The sequence below is a fragment of the Halomicrobium sp. HArcht3-1 genome (genome assembly GCF_058933345.1).
Genome location: NZ_JBZYDM010000001.1, coordinates 79,190 through 94,766 on the forward strand (window position 1 = coordinate 79,190; position 15,577 = coordinate 94,766).

The 15,577-nt window shown below is 68.0% G+C and carries 18 protein-coding genes; 4 read left to right on the plus strand and 14 right to left on the minus strand.

What is annotated here, in order from left to right:
* Positions 1-107 precede the first annotated feature (107 nt).
* The gene (locus tag AC5FRW_RS00400) at positions 108-1,022 is read left to right on the plus strand and encodes a site-2 protease family protein (protein WP_493566435.1); all 915 of its coding nucleotides are present in this window, start codon (positions 108-110) and stop codon (positions 1,020-1,022) included.
* Between the two features lie 258 nt (positions 1,023-1,280).
* Here the strand turns inward: AC5FRW_RS00400 and AC5FRW_RS00405 are convergent, their stop codons facing one another.
* The 13 genes from AC5FRW_RS00405 to AC5FRW_RS00465 all read right to left on the minus strand — a co-directional run bounded on the left by AC5FRW_RS00405 (position 1,281) and on the right by AC5FRW_RS00465 (position 12,677).
* Positions 1,281-3,290 (minus strand): heme-binding protein, encoded by a 2,010-nt coding sequence (locus AC5FRW_RS00405; protein ID WP_493566436.1) that lies wholly within the window; start codon positions 3,288-3,290, stop codon positions 1,281-1,283.
* An 84-nt stretch (positions 3,291-3,374) separates the two neighbouring features.
* Entirely contained in the window at positions 3,375-3,827 is a 453-nt protein-coding gene (locus AC5FRW_RS00410; protein ID WP_493566437.1) for an HTH domain-containing protein, read from the minus strand.
* Positions 3,828-3,947: 120 nt separating this feature from the next.
* Positions 3,948-4,145, minus strand: coding sequence for a hypothetical protein (locus tag AC5FRW_RS00415; protein ID WP_493566438.1), 198 nt, complete (start codon positions 4,143-4,145; stop codon positions 3,948-3,950).
* Positions 4,146-4,285: 140 nt separating this feature from the next.
* A complete protein-coding gene (locus AC5FRW_RS00420; RefSeq protein WP_493566439.1) occupies positions 4,286-5,308 on the minus strand; it encodes an AAA family ATPase in 1,023 nt (340 codons plus the stop codon).
* A gap of 243 nt (positions 5,309-5,551) precedes the next feature.
* Complete coding sequence (locus tag AC5FRW_RS00425; protein ID WP_493566440.1) at positions 5,552-5,875, minus strand: DUF5783 family protein; 324 nt, start codon at positions 5,873-5,875, stop codon at positions 5,552-5,554.
* 95 nt (positions 5,876-5,970) lie between these two features.
* Positions 5,971-6,252 (minus strand): hypothetical protein, encoded by a 282-nt coding sequence (locus tag AC5FRW_RS00430; protein WP_493566441.1) that lies wholly within the window; start codon positions 6,250-6,252, stop codon positions 5,971-5,973.
* A gap of 51 nt (positions 6,253-6,303) precedes the next feature.
* Complete coding sequence (locus AC5FRW_RS00435) at positions 6,304-6,861, minus strand: metal-dependent hydrolase (RefSeq protein WP_493566442.1); 558 nt, start codon at positions 6,859-6,861, stop codon at positions 6,304-6,306.
* Entirely contained in the window at positions 6,858-7,721 is an 864-nt protein-coding gene (locus AC5FRW_RS00440) for a class I SAM-dependent methyltransferase (protein ID WP_493566443.1), read from the minus strand. The genes AC5FRW_RS00435 and AC5FRW_RS00440 overlap by 4 nt, the downstream gene beginning before the upstream one ends.
* On the minus strand, positions 7,711-8,106 hold the full coding sequence (locus AC5FRW_RS00445) for a 6-pyruvoyl trahydropterin synthase family protein (protein ID WP_493566444.1): 396 nt from the start codon (positions 8,104-8,106) through the stop codon (positions 7,711-7,713). The genes AC5FRW_RS00440 and AC5FRW_RS00445 overlap by 11 nt, the downstream gene beginning before the upstream one ends.
* 22 nt (positions 8,107-8,128) lie before the next feature.
* Positions 8,129-9,127, minus strand: a complete 999-nt coding sequence (locus AC5FRW_RS00450) for a zinc-dependent alcohol dehydrogenase (protein WP_493566445.1) — start codon at positions 9,125-9,127, stop codon at positions 8,129-8,131.
* Positions 9,127-9,873, minus strand: a complete 747-nt coding sequence (locus AC5FRW_RS00455; RefSeq protein WP_493566941.1) for a GTP cyclohydrolase IIa — start codon at positions 9,871-9,873, stop codon at positions 9,127-9,129. The genes AC5FRW_RS00450 and AC5FRW_RS00455 overlap by 1 nt, the downstream gene beginning before the upstream one ends.
* Positions 9,874-9,921: 48 nt before the next feature.
* Complete coding sequence (locus AC5FRW_RS00460; RefSeq protein WP_493566446.1) at positions 9,922-10,701, minus strand: CDP-alcohol phosphatidyltransferase family protein; 780 nt, start codon at positions 10,699-10,701, stop codon at positions 9,922-9,924.
* Entirely contained in the window at positions 10,698-12,677 is a 1,980-nt protein-coding gene (locus AC5FRW_RS00465) for an aldo/keto reductase (protein ID WP_493566447.1), read from the minus strand. Before AC5FRW_RS00465 ends, AC5FRW_RS00460 begins: the two co-directional genes overlap by 4 nt.
* 91 nt (positions 12,678-12,768) lie before the next feature.
* Between AC5FRW_RS00465 and AC5FRW_RS00470 the strand changes: the two genes are divergently transcribed.
* From AC5FRW_RS00470 to AC5FRW_RS00480, 3 genes are all read left to right on the plus strand, one after another.
* Positions 12,769-13,374: a hypothetical protein gene (locus tag AC5FRW_RS00470; RefSeq protein WP_493566448.1), complete on the plus strand. Its 606-nt coding sequence runs from the start codon at positions 12,769-12,771 to the stop codon at positions 13,372-13,374.
* A gap of 31 nt (positions 13,375-13,405) precedes the next feature.
* Positions 13,406-14,527 (plus strand): glycosyltransferase family 4 protein, encoded by a 1,122-nt coding sequence (locus AC5FRW_RS00475; protein WP_493566449.1) that lies wholly within the window; start codon positions 13,406-13,408, stop codon positions 14,525-14,527.
* Between the two features lie 416 nt (positions 14,528-14,943).
* Positions 14,944-15,321 (plus strand): hypothetical protein, encoded by a 378-nt coding sequence (locus AC5FRW_RS00480; protein WP_493566450.1) that lies wholly within the window; start codon positions 14,944-14,946, stop codon positions 15,319-15,321.
* A gap of 14 nt (positions 15,322-15,335) precedes the next feature.
* Here AC5FRW_RS00480 and AC5FRW_RS00485 read toward each other — a convergent pair whose 3' ends face one another.
* On the minus strand, positions 15,336-15,575 hold the full coding sequence (locus tag AC5FRW_RS00485) for a hypothetical protein (RefSeq protein ID WP_493566451.1): 240 nt from the start codon (positions 15,573-15,575) through the stop codon (positions 15,336-15,338).
* Between the last annotated feature and the right edge of the window lie 2 nt (positions 15,576-15,577).

Consider the following 15,577-nt stretch of genomic DNA (forward strand, 5'->3'; position numbering starts at 1 on the left):
CGCGAGGGCTTTCGGTGGCTTGTTCTGACTTCTTTCGACCTCTTATCTGAACACTACCGTTTTCAGGTCCCAAAACGTGATGAGCGGCCGCGACGAACGTCGGCCAGATGCAGCGCCTCGTCGCGGCGGTCGATCGGCTGGAAGCGGGGATCAACGAGCGCTTGCCGGGACCCGTCAAGATCGGTGCGCTGACGCTGTACTGGTACTCGACCCGCCAGTCCGACCACATCGAGCGTCTCGCCGACCACCCGTGGTGGGACCGCTGGAGTGACGCCGCGATTGCGGCGCTCGTGACGGTCCAGATTCTCGGGATCGCCGTCGTCGCGCTGGCGGCCGCACAGGCGCTGGGCCAGCAGCGCGCGACTGCGCTCAACGACCCCGTAAACACCATCGCCGTGCCGGGGATGAACGCCTTCATGCCACTCGCGGCGACGCCCTACATCGTGCTGGCCCTCGTCGTCGCCACGGTCGTCCACGAGGGCGGCCACGCCGTCGCCTGCCGGGCCGCCGACGTGTGCGTCGAGGAGTGGGGACTGGCACTGCTCTTTGGCGTCTTGCCACTCGCAGGCTACGTCCTGCCGGGCGACGAACTCGATGCGGCACCGATGCACGCCCAGTTGCGAGTGTACTCGATCGGTGTCTTCCACAATCTGCTGGTCGCGGCCGTCGCCGTTGCGCTCCTGCTCGTACCCCTGACGGCCACGCCCCGAGCGGCCTTCATGGCCTACTTCGGCTGGGCCGTCATCGGCGGCGGCCCGCCGACGGCCGCGACCGTCGCAGAACTGGGCGTGCTGACCAACGTCGCCTTCTGGCTGGCACTGTTGAACGCCAACTTCGGGCTGCTCAATGCCCTGCCGATCAGCGCCCTCGACGGTGGGCGAGTCCTCTCGCTCGCACTCACGCACCTCGACCGGACGACCGGGATCGATCTCACCCCGCGGACGCACTGGCTTGCCCTGCACGGGGCCAGTGTCGGCGTCATCACGCTCGTCGTCCTCGCTATCGTCGGCCCGGCGCTCTAATCGCCCCTCGCTGCTCGCGTGTCGCTCCTGCTGTCCGAGGCGCGTAGCGCTTCGCCAGTCGCTCCCGCTCGCAGTTCCAAAAGCTACCGCTCGCGGTGTCCTTCGCTACGCCAGGAAAACGTGGCGAGGCTTGTCCGCCAGTACCGTTCGCCCCCGACTCCACCTTTTTCCACGTCGGGTGTCCTCGCTTCGCTGCGGGCACCCTCGTGCAAAAACGTGGGCGAAAAACACACCTCGCTTCGCTCGGTGTGGACGACCTCAGGCCAGGAAAACGTGGCGAGGCTTGTCCGCCAGTACCGTCCGGCCCCACTGGACCGTTTCGGAGAAGGCGTCAGACCGGAAGAAGGCCATGGCGTTTTCTTTGGCGTCCCACTGGCTGGCGATGAACATGTCGTTCTCGTCCTCGCGGTTGGCCAGCAGCGTGGTCTCGCGGTGGCCCTCCATCTCGGCGAGCAGGTCGCCGACCTCGGCGAAGGTCTCGACGAACTCCTCGCGGTGGTCGGGCTTGACGGTGTAGAACATCCCCATCGTCCCGAAGCCGTCGCCGTCGTCGGGTCGGCCGACGATGCCCGGCAGGTCGGTGAGGAAGCCACTCGCGGTGTCGGCAGCGCTCTGGGTCTCCCAGAGGCTGACGACGGCTGTGGTGTCTGCCTCGTTGGCCTCGTAGACCGCGGTCTTGACGTGGGTGTCGTAGTGGTCGAAACTCTCCCGGAGGTCCGCGACTTCCGTCGAGAGGTCCTCGGGGTCGGTCTCGGAGTACAGCACCAGCGCGAACACGTCTTCTCCGTGGGGCTGACCGGCGTAGATGTCCATCTCGGCCAACTGCTCGCGGATCTCCTCGCTTGCGTCTTCACTCGCGGCCGTGTCGTCGCCCTCGTCGGTCGCTACGTCCCCGTCGCCGAGGTGGCCGCCGTATTTCTCTTCGACACCGGATACGTCGCCGAGGAAGCCCGCGGCGGTGTCGGCGGCCTCTTTGGCGGTCCAGATGCTCACGACGGCGGCCTGTCCGCTGCCGGCCCGGACTGTCGTCGTGACGTGGCGGTCGTAGTGGTCGAAGCTCTCCCGGAGGTCCCCGACTTCCTCGGCCAACTCCTCGGCGTCGCTCGACGAGTAAAAGAGGAGTCCGTAGTCGCCGGCGTCGTAGTCCTCGCCCTCGTACAGCCCCAGCGTCCCGATGCGCTGGTGGAGGTCGTCGATCTCGTCGTAGGAGGTGTCGCCGGGCGACGGGCGGCCCCCGCTGCTCGATGGATGGTCCGATTCGTCCACGTCGTCGCCGTCGTCGTCGGGAGCCTCGTTGCCGTGGGGATGGTCCCCCTCTGCAGCGCTCCCGGGGTGGACACCGCCGTGAGAGCCGGCGTCACCGGCCGGGTGCTCGCTGGTCGCCGTGTCGTGCTCGGCGTCGTCGTGGCCCGCTGCCGTGGCCGTATGGCCGCCTTCTTCGTGGCCGTGTGCGGCCGCTGGCGCTCGCTCGCGCTGGCCGTCGGTCGGGACGCGCTGGCCGTTCATCACGGCCGGGAGGTCCGTCGGTGTGAAGCGCCGGCCGACGTAGAAGCTGCCGAAGTCGGCGAACTTCGAGGTCGAGGGGTCGAAACGCATCTGGGTCAGCAGGTCCTTGACGTGGATCATCTCGTCGGACCAGAGCGTGATCCCCCACTCGTGGTCGTCGAAGCCGATGGAGCCGGCGATCATCTGCTCGACTTTGCCGCCGTACTCCCGCCCGATGTCGGCGTGGCGCTTGATGTGCTCGGCGCGCTCGGCAAAGGGCAGGTCGTACCAGTTCTGATCCGGGTCCCGGCGCTTGCTCATCGGGTAGAAACAGACGAACTCGTCGTCTGGAACCTCGGGGTGGAGCCGAGCCTGAATGTACTGGGCCAGCCCCGAGTCCTCGTCGACCTCGCCCTCGAAGTACTCGCGCGCTTTCTCGGTGTAGCCCGACGCCTCCGTGACGGAGACGTACGAGGTGGCCTGCTCGGTGAAGCGGGCGAACTCGGTCTGCTCGAACTGGCGTTCGGCGGCGTCCAGATCCGACAGCGTCGGCCGCAGATGGAGGATCATGATGTCGGCCTTGTCACCGAGCACGGTGTAGACGGCCGTCTGGCCCTCCGTGCTGTCCTCGACGGCCTCGAAGTACTCCAGATAGTCGATCCCGTCGGTGAGCGCGCGCTCGCGGTCCCGCTCTGGCGCTTCGCGCCAGGCGTCCCAGTCGACGTGTCGCAGATCGTGCAGGACGTACCAGCCCTCGTCGGTCTGTGGCGGCTCTCGTTTCATGGCTGGGGCTACTGGTTCGATCCTAAGGAACCTTCCCATGTTGGGCCACACAGCCGACGCTCGCCACCCGCTGTGACCCGCAATTTAGAGGTTCGACGGATCTTCGCCCGCCACGATGCGATCCAGCGCATCCTCGACACGGTGGTGCTGGTCACCGTCACACGCCGGGTACACGCCCGTGATCTCGTCGTCGGCCCGGATCACCAGCGCGATGACGGGCAGGTACAGCACGTCCGAGTCCGTCGAGTCGTGGCCAGTCGCGTGGCGAAACGCTGGCTGCAACGAGATGTCGGTTCCTTCGACGGCGTCGAGGAGTTCGCCGACGATCGCCGGGCAGGAGTCCCCTGCGCCCGTCTCGGCACCGGGCGTACAGACGCGTGTGCTCCACCACTCCTCGGACACGGTATCGATCGAACCGCGCTCGGACAGGTCGCGCAATCGTGCCTGCACGTCCTGCTGGCGCTGCTGTGCGGTGTCCGGTGCGAACCGTCGCAGACAGAGCTGTACGGATGTCGTCGCAGTGGAAGCCTGACTCATCGACTGCTATTACTGATAGTCAATTGAAAACTCTTGCTGCTAGTGTCATACTTGCGCCAGTTCTGGCCGTGACAAGCGTGTATGGCTGCCAGCGCGACAGCTACTGGTCGGTCTCCGTCCTCACTGCTCGGTGTCTCGGTTGTGTGCCGCCGGAGAGCCACGCTCGACTGCCGTTTCGATCCCGCCGAACAGGCCCCACGCAGCGAGTGCCGCCCCGCCGAACAGCGCCAGCAAGACCAGCGAGCCACTGCCATCGATCCCGAATACGAATAGCGTCACACCGAACGCGACAGTCAGTACGTGTTCCCAGTACGTCATCGTCGATCCGTCACCGATCCGTTCGGGCCAGTTCGCCGATCTCCGCGAGCAAGTGCGAGACGTGCACGCGGTCGCTCATTCGCGACCCCGCGCTAACTCGCCAATCTCCGTGAGCAAGTGCGAGACGTGCACGCGGTCGCTCATTCGCGACCCCGCGCTAACTCGCCGATCTCCGCGAGCAAGTGCGAGATGTGCACGCGGTCGCTCGTCCCCTCGACGAGGTCGGCGTCGATCTGCCCTGCCAGCCGGTGGATCTCGGCGACCCGGTCGCCCGAATACCGCGACCGTGCCACCGCCAGCAGGTCTTCGAGCACGTCCCCGCCGCTGTGGCCCTCGTCGACGAGCAGGTCGTCGAGCGTCGACCGGGCGTCGGTGAAGTCGCCGGCCTCGGCGGCCGCCAGCATCGACTCGACCTGATCGTCCGCTTCGACGGCGTTGAGTGCTTCGTAGGCGGTGTTCATCGTGATCTCGCCTTCCTGCTCGTGGGTGGTCTGGGCGGCCAGCACCGCCTGTCGAAGATCGCCGTCGGCGTAGCCCGCGACGTACTCCAGTCCGTCGTCGTCGTACTCGACTGCCTCGGCCTCGACGATCCGTTCGAGCGCGCCGACAGTCTCGTCGTGGGTCGGGGCGCGCATCACGACTGGGAAGCAGCGCGAGCGAATCGGCGGGAGCAACTGTGAGGGCTGGCGGGTCGCGATGACGAACTGTGTGGCCTCGTAATACTGTTCCATCACGCGACGTAGCGCCTGCTGGAAGTCCTCGCGCATCCCCTCGGCGTTATCGAGGAGGATCGTCTTGTACGACCCCGACATCGGCGAGTAACTGGCCGACTCCTTGAGAACGTGGTTGATCAGATCGGCCTTCGAGGACTCACGACGACGCTTCGAGTCGATAAACGGCGAGAACCGCGGGTCGTTCGCGACCTCCTTCTTGGTCAGGTCGAACACGTCGGCGACGTTGATCTCGATGAGGTCGGCGTCGGGGTTCTCGTGGACTTCTTCGGCGAGTGCGCGCACGGCCGCGGTCTTGCCCGCACCGACCGGGCCGTGGACCAGCAGATTCATCGGCTCCTCGATGGCCCCCCGCAGGTGCTCTCGGGCCTGTGGCTGGGGGATGTCGTCGAGCGACGGGGCGTGGGTCTCGGTCCACAGCGGCGCGTCCATCACTCCGTGATTGGCCGGCGGTGGGTATCAATTACACGGATACGAGACGCGTCGCGAGCGGAGCGAGCGACGGGTCTCGGAACGGCGAACGAGGAGCGCATGCGACTCGTGAGCGGCGAGGCGCGCGGTCGACGAGAACGTTGCGAGCGACGGGTCTCGGAACGGCGAACCAGGAGCGCCAGCGACGAGGGGGTCTCGACACCGTGAGCGGGGAACGAAGTGACCCGTGAACAGCGAGACGCGCTACTCCTCGGAAAAGCCGAAGACGGAACGATGCTGGGCTTCCAGTTCCTCGACGTAGCGTTCCAGCACCGTCTCCAGTTTCTCGTCGTCGACGATGATCGCCGTCAGGCGGTCGGTCGGGTTCTCGGGCAGCGAGATGGAGAACTGGCCGTCGCCGTCGTAGACCGGTTCGGACTCGTTGAGGATCTGCTGGTCGATGGCGTGGATCAGTTCCGAGTCGTAGCGGTCGTTCATCACCTCGAAGGCCTGTTTGTAGGCCTTCTGGAGTTCGGTGAAGTAGTGTGCGTACTTGTCTTCGAACTTCTCGGGATCGAAGTCGGTCATATCCGTTGGTGACAGCGGCACGTACTAGTCGGCATCGAAACAGCGCCGGCCGCCTGCGAGAACCACAGCCACTGCACTCTGTGGTCGACGAGTGATCAGACGGACTCGTCGTCTTCGATTGGCTCCTCGCTCGTGTCGCCGATCGGCAGGAGCAGTCGATTCTCGGGGAACGCGAGCAGGTACAGCGACGCACCGACGATCCCCGAGAAGACGACACTGCCCGCGATCGAAATGAACACCGGCGTCTTGGTCGAGAACGACGGCCCACCGACCGTGGCGACGACGATCGCCAGCAAGACCAGCACACAGGTCGCGCCGAAGGCAAAGCCCGCACCGAACAGCAGTCGGTCCTTGTCGGAGAGCAGCGGATCGTCCATAAGTAACTATAATTATATACTGCTGCTAGTATTAATATTCGATGGCCGAACTCACTCGACGAGCGGGGCGACGTACTTCGGGACGCGCTTTCTGACTGTCGTGTAGGCCGCGGCGACGACGAGCAGGCCGACGGTGAGCCAGCGGACCGGGCCGTCGTACACCACGAGGACGGGCGTCGCGGCGACGGCGGTGACGGCGAGGTCTCGCGGGTGGCCGTCGTAGGGCACGAGATAGCGCGCTCTGAGCCAGCGTCCGCGGACGTGATCGTAGACGGCGTCGGGGTTGGTCCGTTCCCACGGGCGTAACTCCTCGCCAGCCCCTAGCGCGTCGCTGGCGGCGTGGACGAGGAAGGCGACGCCGGCGACCCCAGCCCCGACGGTGATCGGGTCGGGGACGACGAGCGCACTGGCGACACCGAGGAGCGCCGGGACGACCCCGAGCACGGGGAAGTGCAGCGTCTTCCGATGCGTTCCCCACAGCAGGTCGAGGTCGGGGACGACCCCGCCCACGACGCCGCCGACGGCCGCCGGGAGTGCGAACCCCGGTGCGGTCAGCGCGATGGGGACCGCGAGCAAGAGACCGACCGCGACGTGGGTGAGGACCATCATAGTCGTGCCAACAGATCGTATTGGTGGGCCACGTACGTGAGTCGTCCGGCGGCCAGTTGCTCGCGGCGGGTCCGAAGCCAGTCGTCGGCCTCGGGTACGTCGGCGTCGGCCAGCGCGTCCGCGACGAAATCGAGGATGTGACCCAGAAAGTAGCGCTCGTCGGCGTGGTACGCGCCTTCGCGGGGTCGAACGATCCAGTCCGAGCTAGCGACCGCGAGGAGGTCGTCGCAGAGACGATCCAGCAGGTGGCGACCGGCGTGGCTGTCCCGGCCCGACTGGGCGTCGATCGCCCTGTGGTAGGCGCGCTCGACGGCTGCGTCCGCCGGGTGGTCCGGCTGGAAACTGCTGACTCCATCGAAGGTAATCGGCGCGTACAGCAGGCCGTCGGGGGCCAGTGCGTCCTCGAATGCAGCCAGTGCGCCGTCGAGATCGACCAGATCGAGGAAGGCCTGTGCGACCACCACGTCGGCCCCGCCGTCGAACTGTTCGCCTGCGCGGGCCAGCGCGTCGCCGACGCGGACGCGACAGTCGAGACCGTCGACGCGCCAGCCCTCAGCGGTCGCGTCCACCGCCCGCCCCTGCCGGCGACAGATCGCGGGCCGGACGCGACGGGCGTGTGCGACGATGCCCGGATCGGTGTCGATCCCGCGATACTGGCCGTCCTCGACACCCCAGTCGAGCAGGCGGGAGACGGTCACACCGGTGCCACAGCCGGCTTCGACGATCCGTGGCGCGTCGGGCAGTGTCGAAAGCAGGCGGCCGCGCACCCGTCGCGAGCGGGCCCGCTCGTCGACCGATTCCTTCGCGTGGAGGTACCGCGCTCGTGCGTGATTCATCTGGCTGGCAGCGTCATCGCGCATCGAGGCGGCGCTCGTGGCTCGCCCACGCCTGTTCGTCTTCCGCGATCCGTACGGTCAGGGTCGTTGCCGGGCCGTCGGCGAACGTGGGTGCGATCTGGTCGCCGACGAGTCGCGCGAAGTGCTCGACGCTGGGGTTCAGTCCCTCGAACTCTGGTAGGTCGTTGAGCAGCGTGTCGGCGTACCGGTCTTCGATCTCGTCGAGTGCGGCATGGACGGCGTCGATATCGGCGAGATAGCCGTACTCGTTTAGCTCTGGTCCCGACAGTCGGAGCGAGACCCTGAAGTGGTGGCTGTGGACCTCGCCCTCTGGACCGGGATCCGGGACGGTCAGGTAGTGCTGTGCGATCAGATCGCGCTCGACCGCGACGCGGTAGGTGTCTGTCATGGGTGGTGTTTCGTGTGGTCGTTTATCGCTCGTATGTCAGGACCAGTCCGCCGGGCGGACGGTGTTCGTCGAGCCGGTCGTATGCGTCCGGGGCGTCCTCGAACGGGACGCGGTCGTCGACGAGTCGTTCGTCACACGTCCGAAGGTGATCGAGCGCCACGGCCAGCCGACGGTCGGTCGTCCAGCGCCCTCGCAGCGTCGGGTCGATGGTGCTGACCTGACTGGATTCGACGGTGATCCGGTCCCGGTGGAAGCGCCCGCCCAGATCGACGTTCGCCCGTTTGGTGCCGTACCACGACCCGACGACGATCCGGCCGTCGTAGCCGACGGCGTCGACGGCGTCGTCCAGCGCGTCGGGGTTGCCCGACAGTTCGTACACCAGATCGGCCCCGTCGGGGTCGCCCTCGGGCGCGACTGTCGGGGCCGACGAGACGACCCGATCCGCGCCGAGTCGCTGGGCCGCTTCCCGCCGCTCTGGGACGGGGTCTGCGACGACCAGTTCGGCGAGCGGGAACGTCGAGAGCACGGCCGTCGTACAGAGACCGATCAGGCCCGCGCCGAGGACGGCGACGCGCTCGCCGATCCGGGGCTGCCCGTCGAGAGCGAAGTTGACGGCCGTCTCGACGCTGGGCAGGAGCGTCGCCCGCTCGGGAGCGAGTCCGTCGGGGACGACCACGAGATCAGACGGCGCGGCGGTAAAGGCCGTCTCGTGGGGGTTGAACGCGAAGACGGTGCGCCCGCGCCACTGCTCTGCCACCGACGCGCCACAGTCCGTGACGCGCCCGACGGCGGCGTAGCCGTAGGCCAGCGGATAGGACAGGTCGCCGTCGAGTGCCGGCAGCGTCTCGTCGGCTGGCATCTCGGTGGGTGCCTCGCCGCGGTACAGGAGCAGTTCCGTGCCGGGGCTGATCGCCGAGGCGACCGTCTCGACGTGGACCTCGTCAGGGGCTGGCTGGGGGTCCGACCGCTCGCGGATCGCCGCCTCGCGCTCGCCCGTGAAAAACAGCGTGCGCCGGCCCATCAGTCGTCGGCCGCCGCCCGCCGGATGCGGGTGCCCGTCTCCCGGCAGGTCTCCAGGGCGTGTTTCGCCTGCTGGCCGGCGTCGTAGGCGGTCTCGGCGTGGCCGACGCCGACCTGTAGAGCGACATCCGCGGTCTCGCGGACGTGTGCGAGCGTCTCGTCGAAGGCCGAGCGGTCGAGGGGCGGACAGGCGGCGATCATGTTGTCGCCCCCGACGAACTGGGTGACGGCGTCGTGTTCTGATCGGAGGTACGTGGAGAGTTCCGTCGTCGCTCGCTGGACGGCGAGGTTCGCGTCGATGGCGTTGTGCGTGTCGGTGTAGGTGCCGGTCGCGTCGACCACGTCGAAGTGTGCGATCGTGATCGCTTCCGGGCCGGCGGTCTCGCCAGCGACGCCGAGCACTTCCCGGCGGTCGGGGTCCTGCGCGCTGCCCGCGTCCTGCAGCACCGCGCTCGCGGTCCCGAGCGCTGCCGCCGGCGTCGTCCCTCGACCGATCCCGACGCTGGCGGTGATCGGGTAGCGGTTTCGCACCCGCTGTTGAAACCGCTCGTGTGCGCCCCGGTCGATCCCGTTTGTCACGGCGATCATGTTGTCGAACCGATTGAAGAAGACGTAGCCGTCCCGATCACCCACGAAATCTGCGAGATCGGCGAACAGCCGTGCTTGCAACGCCTGCAGGTCCGTTTCTCGGCGGGGAGAGGGCGTCACGGTCCATGGGCCGTAGTCGTCCAACTGGACCAGCGACATCTGGATGGTGGGGTCGACTGGTGATGACACGTTTATATTTCGGCACGATCACGTTTGACTGTTGTGCCAACGACCACTGATCGCGAGGTAATCCCGAGCGAAGACGGCCAGCGAGGGCACGAGCACGACCACGGCGGCGACGCGAGCCACCGAGAACGGGACGACCGGTGCTAACGCGACCGCAATAAAGGCCATCTGCAGGCCAGCGAGCGGGCGTCGAAGGCGGCTCTCCGGGAGGGCCGAGACGGGCAGGCCGCGATATCGCCGGAGACCACGACCGGCCTTGAACAGGTAGCGCGCGACAGACAGCGACAGATACCACACCGGAAGCTGTCCCCAGAGGACGCCGACGACCGGGGCGATCAGGAAGCCGAAGGTGTCGAAGGCCATGTCCAGTCGCGTCCCGAGCACCGTTACGCGGTCCGTCGCGCGGGCGACGATGCCGTCGAGGGCATCGAGGGCGGCGCTGGCACCGTATGCGAGCGCCGGGAGCCACGCCAGTGGCGCGAACGGGTCGGGATCGATCAGGGCACAGCCGGCGACGACGGCCAGCAGGCCGCCCCGAACGAACGTGACGGCGTTGGCCGCCCCCATCGTGGTGAACGGCCGCTCTCCCTCCGTGCGGTTCGCGTCGAGGTGATAATACCCAAAGCCAAACTGGAAACACAGCGCCGCGGCCGCGCCGAGCGTCCAGCCCCACGTCGTCGTGGTTGGCGTCACGGATCCAAGCGCCGCCGTCCCCGAGACCAGCGCGACGCAAGCCAGCGCCGCTCCGCCGGCAAAGCGCCACACCAGCGCCTTTGGCACGTCGCTGTGTACGCCGCTCATCGCTCGAACTCCGGGTCGACGAGGGCCGTGATGCGGGCCGCATCCTCGGGTGCCAGTCGCCGCCCCGCCGCTGCGAGGTTCGCGGCGATGTGGCTCCGGTCGTTGCTCGCCGGGATCGGGACGACCCCGCGACCGATCTGCCACGACAGTACCACGCCGGCCGGCGAACAGTTGTACTGTTCGCCGAGTTCGGCCAGTACGGGTTCGTCGAGGAGTCCCGGTGCCGACAGCGGCGAGTGGGCGATCACCCGAACCCCGCGCTCGTGACACCACTCGACGAGATCGGTCCGGGGCTGGTAGGGATGGGATTCGATCTGCACGACTGCGGGTCGGTAGCGCGCCTGCTCCCACACGCGCGCCACCGCCGCCCGGGAGACGTTACACAGCCCGAGGGTCCGGGTCAGGCCGTCGTCGACGAGTGCCTCCATGCGCCGCCACGTCGATTCGAGTGACACGTCTGCGGTGGCCCGCTCGCCGTCCCGCTCGGGGAAGGCCAGTCGCTCCTGCTGGGCCACGGGTCGGTCGGCCAGCCGTTCGAGCGGTCCCTGATAGGCCCACGCGTCGGGCCAGTGGAGTGCGTAGCAGTCGAAGGCGTCGATGCCCAGTTCCGACAGCGATCCCCGACAGGCCTCCCGGACGTGCTCGTGGTTCGTGTTCCAGACTTTCCCCAGCACGAACAGGCCATCGCGGTCGGGCGACCCCGGCGACGCCAGCAGATCGCCGATCCGGTGCTCGTTGCCGTACAGTTCCGCCGAGTCGAGGAGCCGATAGCCGGCGTCCAGCGCCGTCGCGATCGAGCCGATCCGGTCGACGTACTCGCCGTCGCGGTAGCGCGAGCAGCCAAAGCCGATCGGTGGGAGCCGCAGTGACGCGGTGTCGTCGGCGATAGCGCTCGACCGGTTCGATCCGCCGGGTTCGGGTGGTCGAACCGTCGGCGGTGCCGGCGCTCTCGCCGTCGCGCCACAGTCGGGCACCGACTGCGGGGCACCCGACTGCGCGGCGGCCTCGATGGCGTTACACACGGCGACGACGTGGGCGCCCCGTCGCGCGTCGTCGTAGTCGATCCGACCCCGTCGAATTGCCCGTGCCAGCCGGTCCGGGCCGTCGATGTGGTGGCGCTCGCGGTCGGGCGTCGGCGGTGCCATCGGGACGTACTCCCGCCCGCGACCACCGAAGCGAACGCTGTCGTCCGCGGCGACCAGCGCCCCGGCGTCGTCGAGATAGAGCGATCCGTCGTCGCCGTGGAGTTCGAGCCCGTAGAACTCCCGGCTCCGGTGGGGCGCGTAGAAACTGGCGGTCAGACGCACTGTCGGGCCGTCGAAGGACAGGGTCGCCTCGACGTGGCTCGGTCCCTCGGGAGCCGCGCTCGCGTCGGCCGGCCACGGGTCGAACGCGTCGGCGACCCGGACCCGCTCGACCGGGCCGAACCACGCGACGAGCAACGACAGCGGGTAGACCGCGCCGTCGTACAGCGGCCCGACCGAGAGGAAGGAGGTGGGATCGTCGTGCCACTCGGTGACCCGGCCGACGTGGGCGTGGGCGTAGCCCAGCCTGACCGAGCCGAGCCGACCGTCCCCGAGGACCGTCGCGGCGTGGCGCTGTCCGACGCCGCGGTCGTTCGTCGGCGCACAGCCAAGCCCACGCCCGCGGTCGGCCGCCAGATCGACGAGACTGCGTGCCCGGTCACCGTCCATCGCGAGTGGCTTCTCGCTGTAGACGTGGCGATCCGCCCGCAGGGCCTGCTCGGTGACGTCGGCGTGGGCGGCGTGGCCGGTCAGGTTCACCACCAGTTCGGCGTCCGTCGCCGCGAGTGCGGTTCCCAGTTCGGCGTACGCCGCCGCGTCGACCGCGTCGGCGAGGTCGTCGGCGCGGTCTCGTTTGCGGTCACAGACGGCGACGACCTCGATGGCGGCGTCGGCCAGCCCAGCAACGTATTGCGGGGCGACGGCCCCCGCACCGACGAGTAGACAGCGCATACTCTCGGATGGTGTTCGTCAAACAAAAACCACGAACCTAACCACGGCGGACAAAGCGCAAGTGGCTGGTGGTCCAATTCACGACAAAAGGATGCAACGCGTTCGACAGGCTGCGGTCGTTCGGGCGTGGCTCCGCCGGGAGGCCGCCAACCCATCGACGGCGTTCGACGACGACATCGCGTCGATGACCGACAGAGAGCGGCTGGTCGCCTTGCTCGATCTGAAACCCGGCGCGTCTCGTTTCATCGTCACCGCCCCCTCGCTTCGCTGGTACTGGACGACACTCGACGAGGCGCAACTGCGCAGGCTCAGACTGATCGCCTGTCCCGAGCAGACCCTCTGGCGAGCGCTCTCTCCGGACGGAACTGTCGGCGGTGCCGCCGACCGGATCACGAGGGCCGAACCCGACCGGCTGGCGGCCGAGAGCGGCGTCGACGTGAACTACATCACCTCGCTGGCCGAAGAAACCGGGGCTGCTGAACCGCTCGTCGCTCACACCCGGCGCGGTCACGCTCCCTGGACCGTCGCCGACGGGAACCACCGCGCGGTCGCCCGCGCGCTGTCGTCGGCTGGATCGTTCGAGTCACAGCCGACGTATCTCGCCGTCGCGCCGAACTCGGTCGTTCGCCCCCTTCGCGAGCGACTCGTCGGGGCCGTCCGCCGTGCGCTCGGCCGGTCGCCGACGCCCTCGCGATAGGGCTTTCAGCGTCGCGCTCGTTGTCGGAGACGTGGCACGTATCGCCGTCCTGCACAACACGCTCGACCTCCGTGGCGGGGCCGATGCCGTCTGTCTCCACGTCTGTCAGGCCCTCCAGACCGACCACGACGTGACGCTGTTTACCCTCTCGCGGTCCACGCTGGCCGAACTCAACGACCTCTTCGGGACCAGTGTCGACGTGGCCGTCGAGCGGCCGCCGCTGGGGCGACTGCTCGCCGACGCCTTTGCCGCCGGGACGCCGTGGCTCGGCCCGCAACTCCCGCTGCGGACCGTCCTCCTCGTCTCGTACTTCCGCCGCCGGGCCGCCGCGTTCGACCTCGCGGTCAGCACCGCAAACGAGGTCGCACTCCCGCTTCCCTCGGTCCAGTACGTCCACTTCCCGCAGTTCGACCAGTACCACTGTCCGGCCGGCGGCTTCGACCGCGCGAACCCGCTGTGGTCTCGCCTCGCGGGGCCGCGTGATCGCCGTCTTCCGGCGGACGCGACCGTGCTGGCGAACTCGGCGTGGACCGCGGACGTGGTCGAAGCCACCTACGACCGTCGCCCCACCGTCTGTCACCCGCCCGTCGATCCCATCGAGGCCCGACCGTGGGCCGAGCGCGAGCAGGGGATCGTCACGGTCGGCCGACTGGCCCCCGACAAGCGGACGCTCGCTGCGATCGAGGTCGTCGATGGGGTCCGCGAGCGCGGGTACGACTGTCATCTCCACGTCGTCGGCTCGGCCGCGCCGGCCTATCGGCAGTACGTCGAGCGCATCGAATCGGCCGCGAGCGAGCGCCCGTACGTCACGCTCGAACGCGACGTGTCCCGCGAGCGTCTGGAACACGTGCTGGCGACGCACCGCTACGGTCTCAACACGAAACGTCGCGAGCACTTCGGGATGGCGCTGGCCGAGTGTGTGGCCGCCGGTATGCTCACGTTCGCGCCGGACGACGGGGGCCAGCGCGACGTGGTCGGCGATCCGTCACGGCTGTTCGACTCGCGGGCCGACGCGGCCGACCGGATCGCGCGAGCGATCGAGCGCGACGACCGTCCGTCACGCTCGCCCGATCGATTCGACAGCCAGCGTTTCCACGAGCAGATCCGCCACCACGTCACCGAACGACTGGCTCGCCACCCCCGTCAGTGGTAGTGTTCAGATAAGCAGCAGCAACCGTAGAGATTGAGACACCGAAAGCCCTCGGCACGCTCCGGGGTTCTGTGGCGGATATCCTCACTTCGTTCGGATAGTGCCGCCGCAGAACCCCGGACCGAGCCTCGCCCTTTCATCCGCCAGGATTCGGCTGTTCATCCCTCTGAACCCTGGCGGATGAAAGGGCGAGCGCAGTTACGGGAACCCCGGCGACGTCTGCGAACGGCGCAGCCGTTCGCACGGGCCGAGGGACGGAGTCCCTCGCGGCAAGCACGCGGAGCGCGCGCAGCGAGTCGCGGGACCGTAACTGCGCGAGGGCTTTCGGTGCTTCGAGGGTTGTTATCACGGTCTCCTATCTGAACACCGTCCAGTCAGTAGGCTGTAGACTCAAGTTCGACCCGATAGAACACCCTGCCATGAGCTCACAGACCGCCGACGCACAGGCCACCACTGGTCTCGCGACCGCCTCGCTCACCCCGCTGCACTGGCTCGGTATCGTGCTCTCGGCGATCACGGGCGTGATCCACCTCTGGCTCGGCGTGCAGTTCGCCGCCTCGCCGATGGGGCCGGCGTTCCTGTTCGCCGGTGTCGTCTTCCTCGGTGCCATCGTCGCCGTCCTCTTGGACGTTCGCCGCCGCCTGCTCTATCTGCTCGGTCTGCCCTTTACCGCCGGGCAGATCCCGCTGTGGCTCGCGGCCAACTGGCCCGATCTGGGCGTCATCGGGATCGCAGACAAAGTGGTACAGGTCGCACTGATCGCCGTCCTCGTCGTGCTGTATCGGCGCTCGTCGTGAGAACGTGAGTCGAGCTACGACCGACGGGCCGACCGGCTGGCGTCCTTCTTGGGGAGATAGACGACGAGATAGGCGACGAAACAGACGCCGCTGACGCCGCCAAGCACGAGGTAGATCCGAACGTCGAGTCCCAGCAGGACGGTCACGACTTCGTCGAGCTTTGGCCGGGGGTCCTCGATCCCGTAGAGCTGAACGTACGCGGCGGTCACGGCCGCGAGCGCGAGTAACAGATCGAAGATGTCTCGCTGGTCCATTG

What these genes read in the sequence shown, in the direction of transcription:
- AC5FRW_RS00435 (WP_493566442.1), bottom strand. Translation starts at nt 6,861, where the DNA reads ATGATGGTCCTCACCCACGTCGCGGTCGGTCTCTTGCTCGCGGTCCCC.
- AC5FRW_RS00420 (WP_493566439.1), bottom strand. Translation starts at nt 5,308, where the DNA reads ATGGACGCGCCGCTGTGGACCGAGACCCACGCCCCGTCGCTCGACGAC.
- AC5FRW_RS00450 (WP_493566445.1), bottom strand. Translation starts at nt 9,127, where the DNA reads ATGGGCCGGCGCACGCTGTTTTTCACGGGCGAGCGCGAGGCGGCGATC.
- AC5FRW_RS00440 (WP_493566443.1), bottom strand. Translation starts at nt 7,721, where the DNA reads ATGCGCGATGACGCTGCCAGCCAGATGAATCACGCACGAGCGCGGTAC.
- AC5FRW_RS00485 (WP_493566451.1), bottom strand. Translation starts at nt 15,575, where the DNA reads ATGGACCAGCGAGACATCTTCGATCTGTTACTCGCGCTCGCGGCCGTG.
- AC5FRW_RS00425 (WP_493566440.1), bottom strand. Translation starts at nt 5,875, where the DNA reads ATGACCGACTTCGATCCCGAGAAGTTCGAAGACAAGTACGCACACTAC.
- AC5FRW_RS00480 (WP_493566450.1), top strand. Translation starts at nt 14,944, where the DNA reads ATGAGCTCACAGACCGCCGACGCACAGGCCACCACTGGTCTCGCGACC.
- AC5FRW_RS00455 (WP_493566941.1), bottom strand. Translation starts at nt 9,873, where the DNA reads ATGTCGCTGGTCCAGTTGGACGACTACGGCCCATGGACCGTGACGCCC.
- AC5FRW_RS00410 (WP_493566437.1), bottom strand. Translation starts at nt 3,827, where the DNA reads ATGAGTCAGGCTTCCACTGCGACGACATCCGTACAGCTCTGTCTGCGA.
- AC5FRW_RS00430 (WP_493566441.1), bottom strand. Translation starts at nt 6,252, where the DNA reads ATGGACGATCCGCTGCTCTCCGACAAGGACCGACTGCTGTTCGGTGCG.
- AC5FRW_RS00405 (WP_493566436.1), bottom strand. Translation starts at nt 3,290, where the DNA reads ATGAAACGAGAGCCGCCACAGACCGACGAGGGCTGGTACGTCCTGCAC.
- AC5FRW_RS00415 (WP_493566438.1), bottom strand. Translation starts at nt 4,145, where the DNA reads ATGACGTACTGGGAACACGTACTGACTGTCGCGTTCGGTGTGACGCTA.
- AC5FRW_RS00460 (WP_493566446.1), bottom strand. Translation starts at nt 10,701, where the DNA reads ATGAGCGGCGTACACAGCGACGTGCCAAAGGCGCTGGTGTGGCGCTTT.
- AC5FRW_RS00470 (WP_493566448.1), top strand. Translation starts at nt 12,769, where the DNA reads ATGCAACGCGTTCGACAGGCTGCGGTCGTTCGGGCGTGGCTCCGCCGG.
- AC5FRW_RS00400 (WP_493566435.1), top strand. Translation starts at nt 108, where the DNA reads ATGCAGCGCCTCGTCGCGGCGGTCGATCGGCTGGAAGCGGGGATCAAC.
- AC5FRW_RS00465 (WP_493566447.1), bottom strand. Translation starts at nt 12,677, where the DNA reads ATGCGCTGTCTACTCGTCGGTGCGGGGGCCGTCGCCCCGCAATACGTT.
- AC5FRW_RS00445 (WP_493566444.1), bottom strand. Translation starts at nt 8,106, where the DNA reads ATGACAGACACCTACCGCGTCGCGGTCGAGCGCGATCTGATCGCACAG.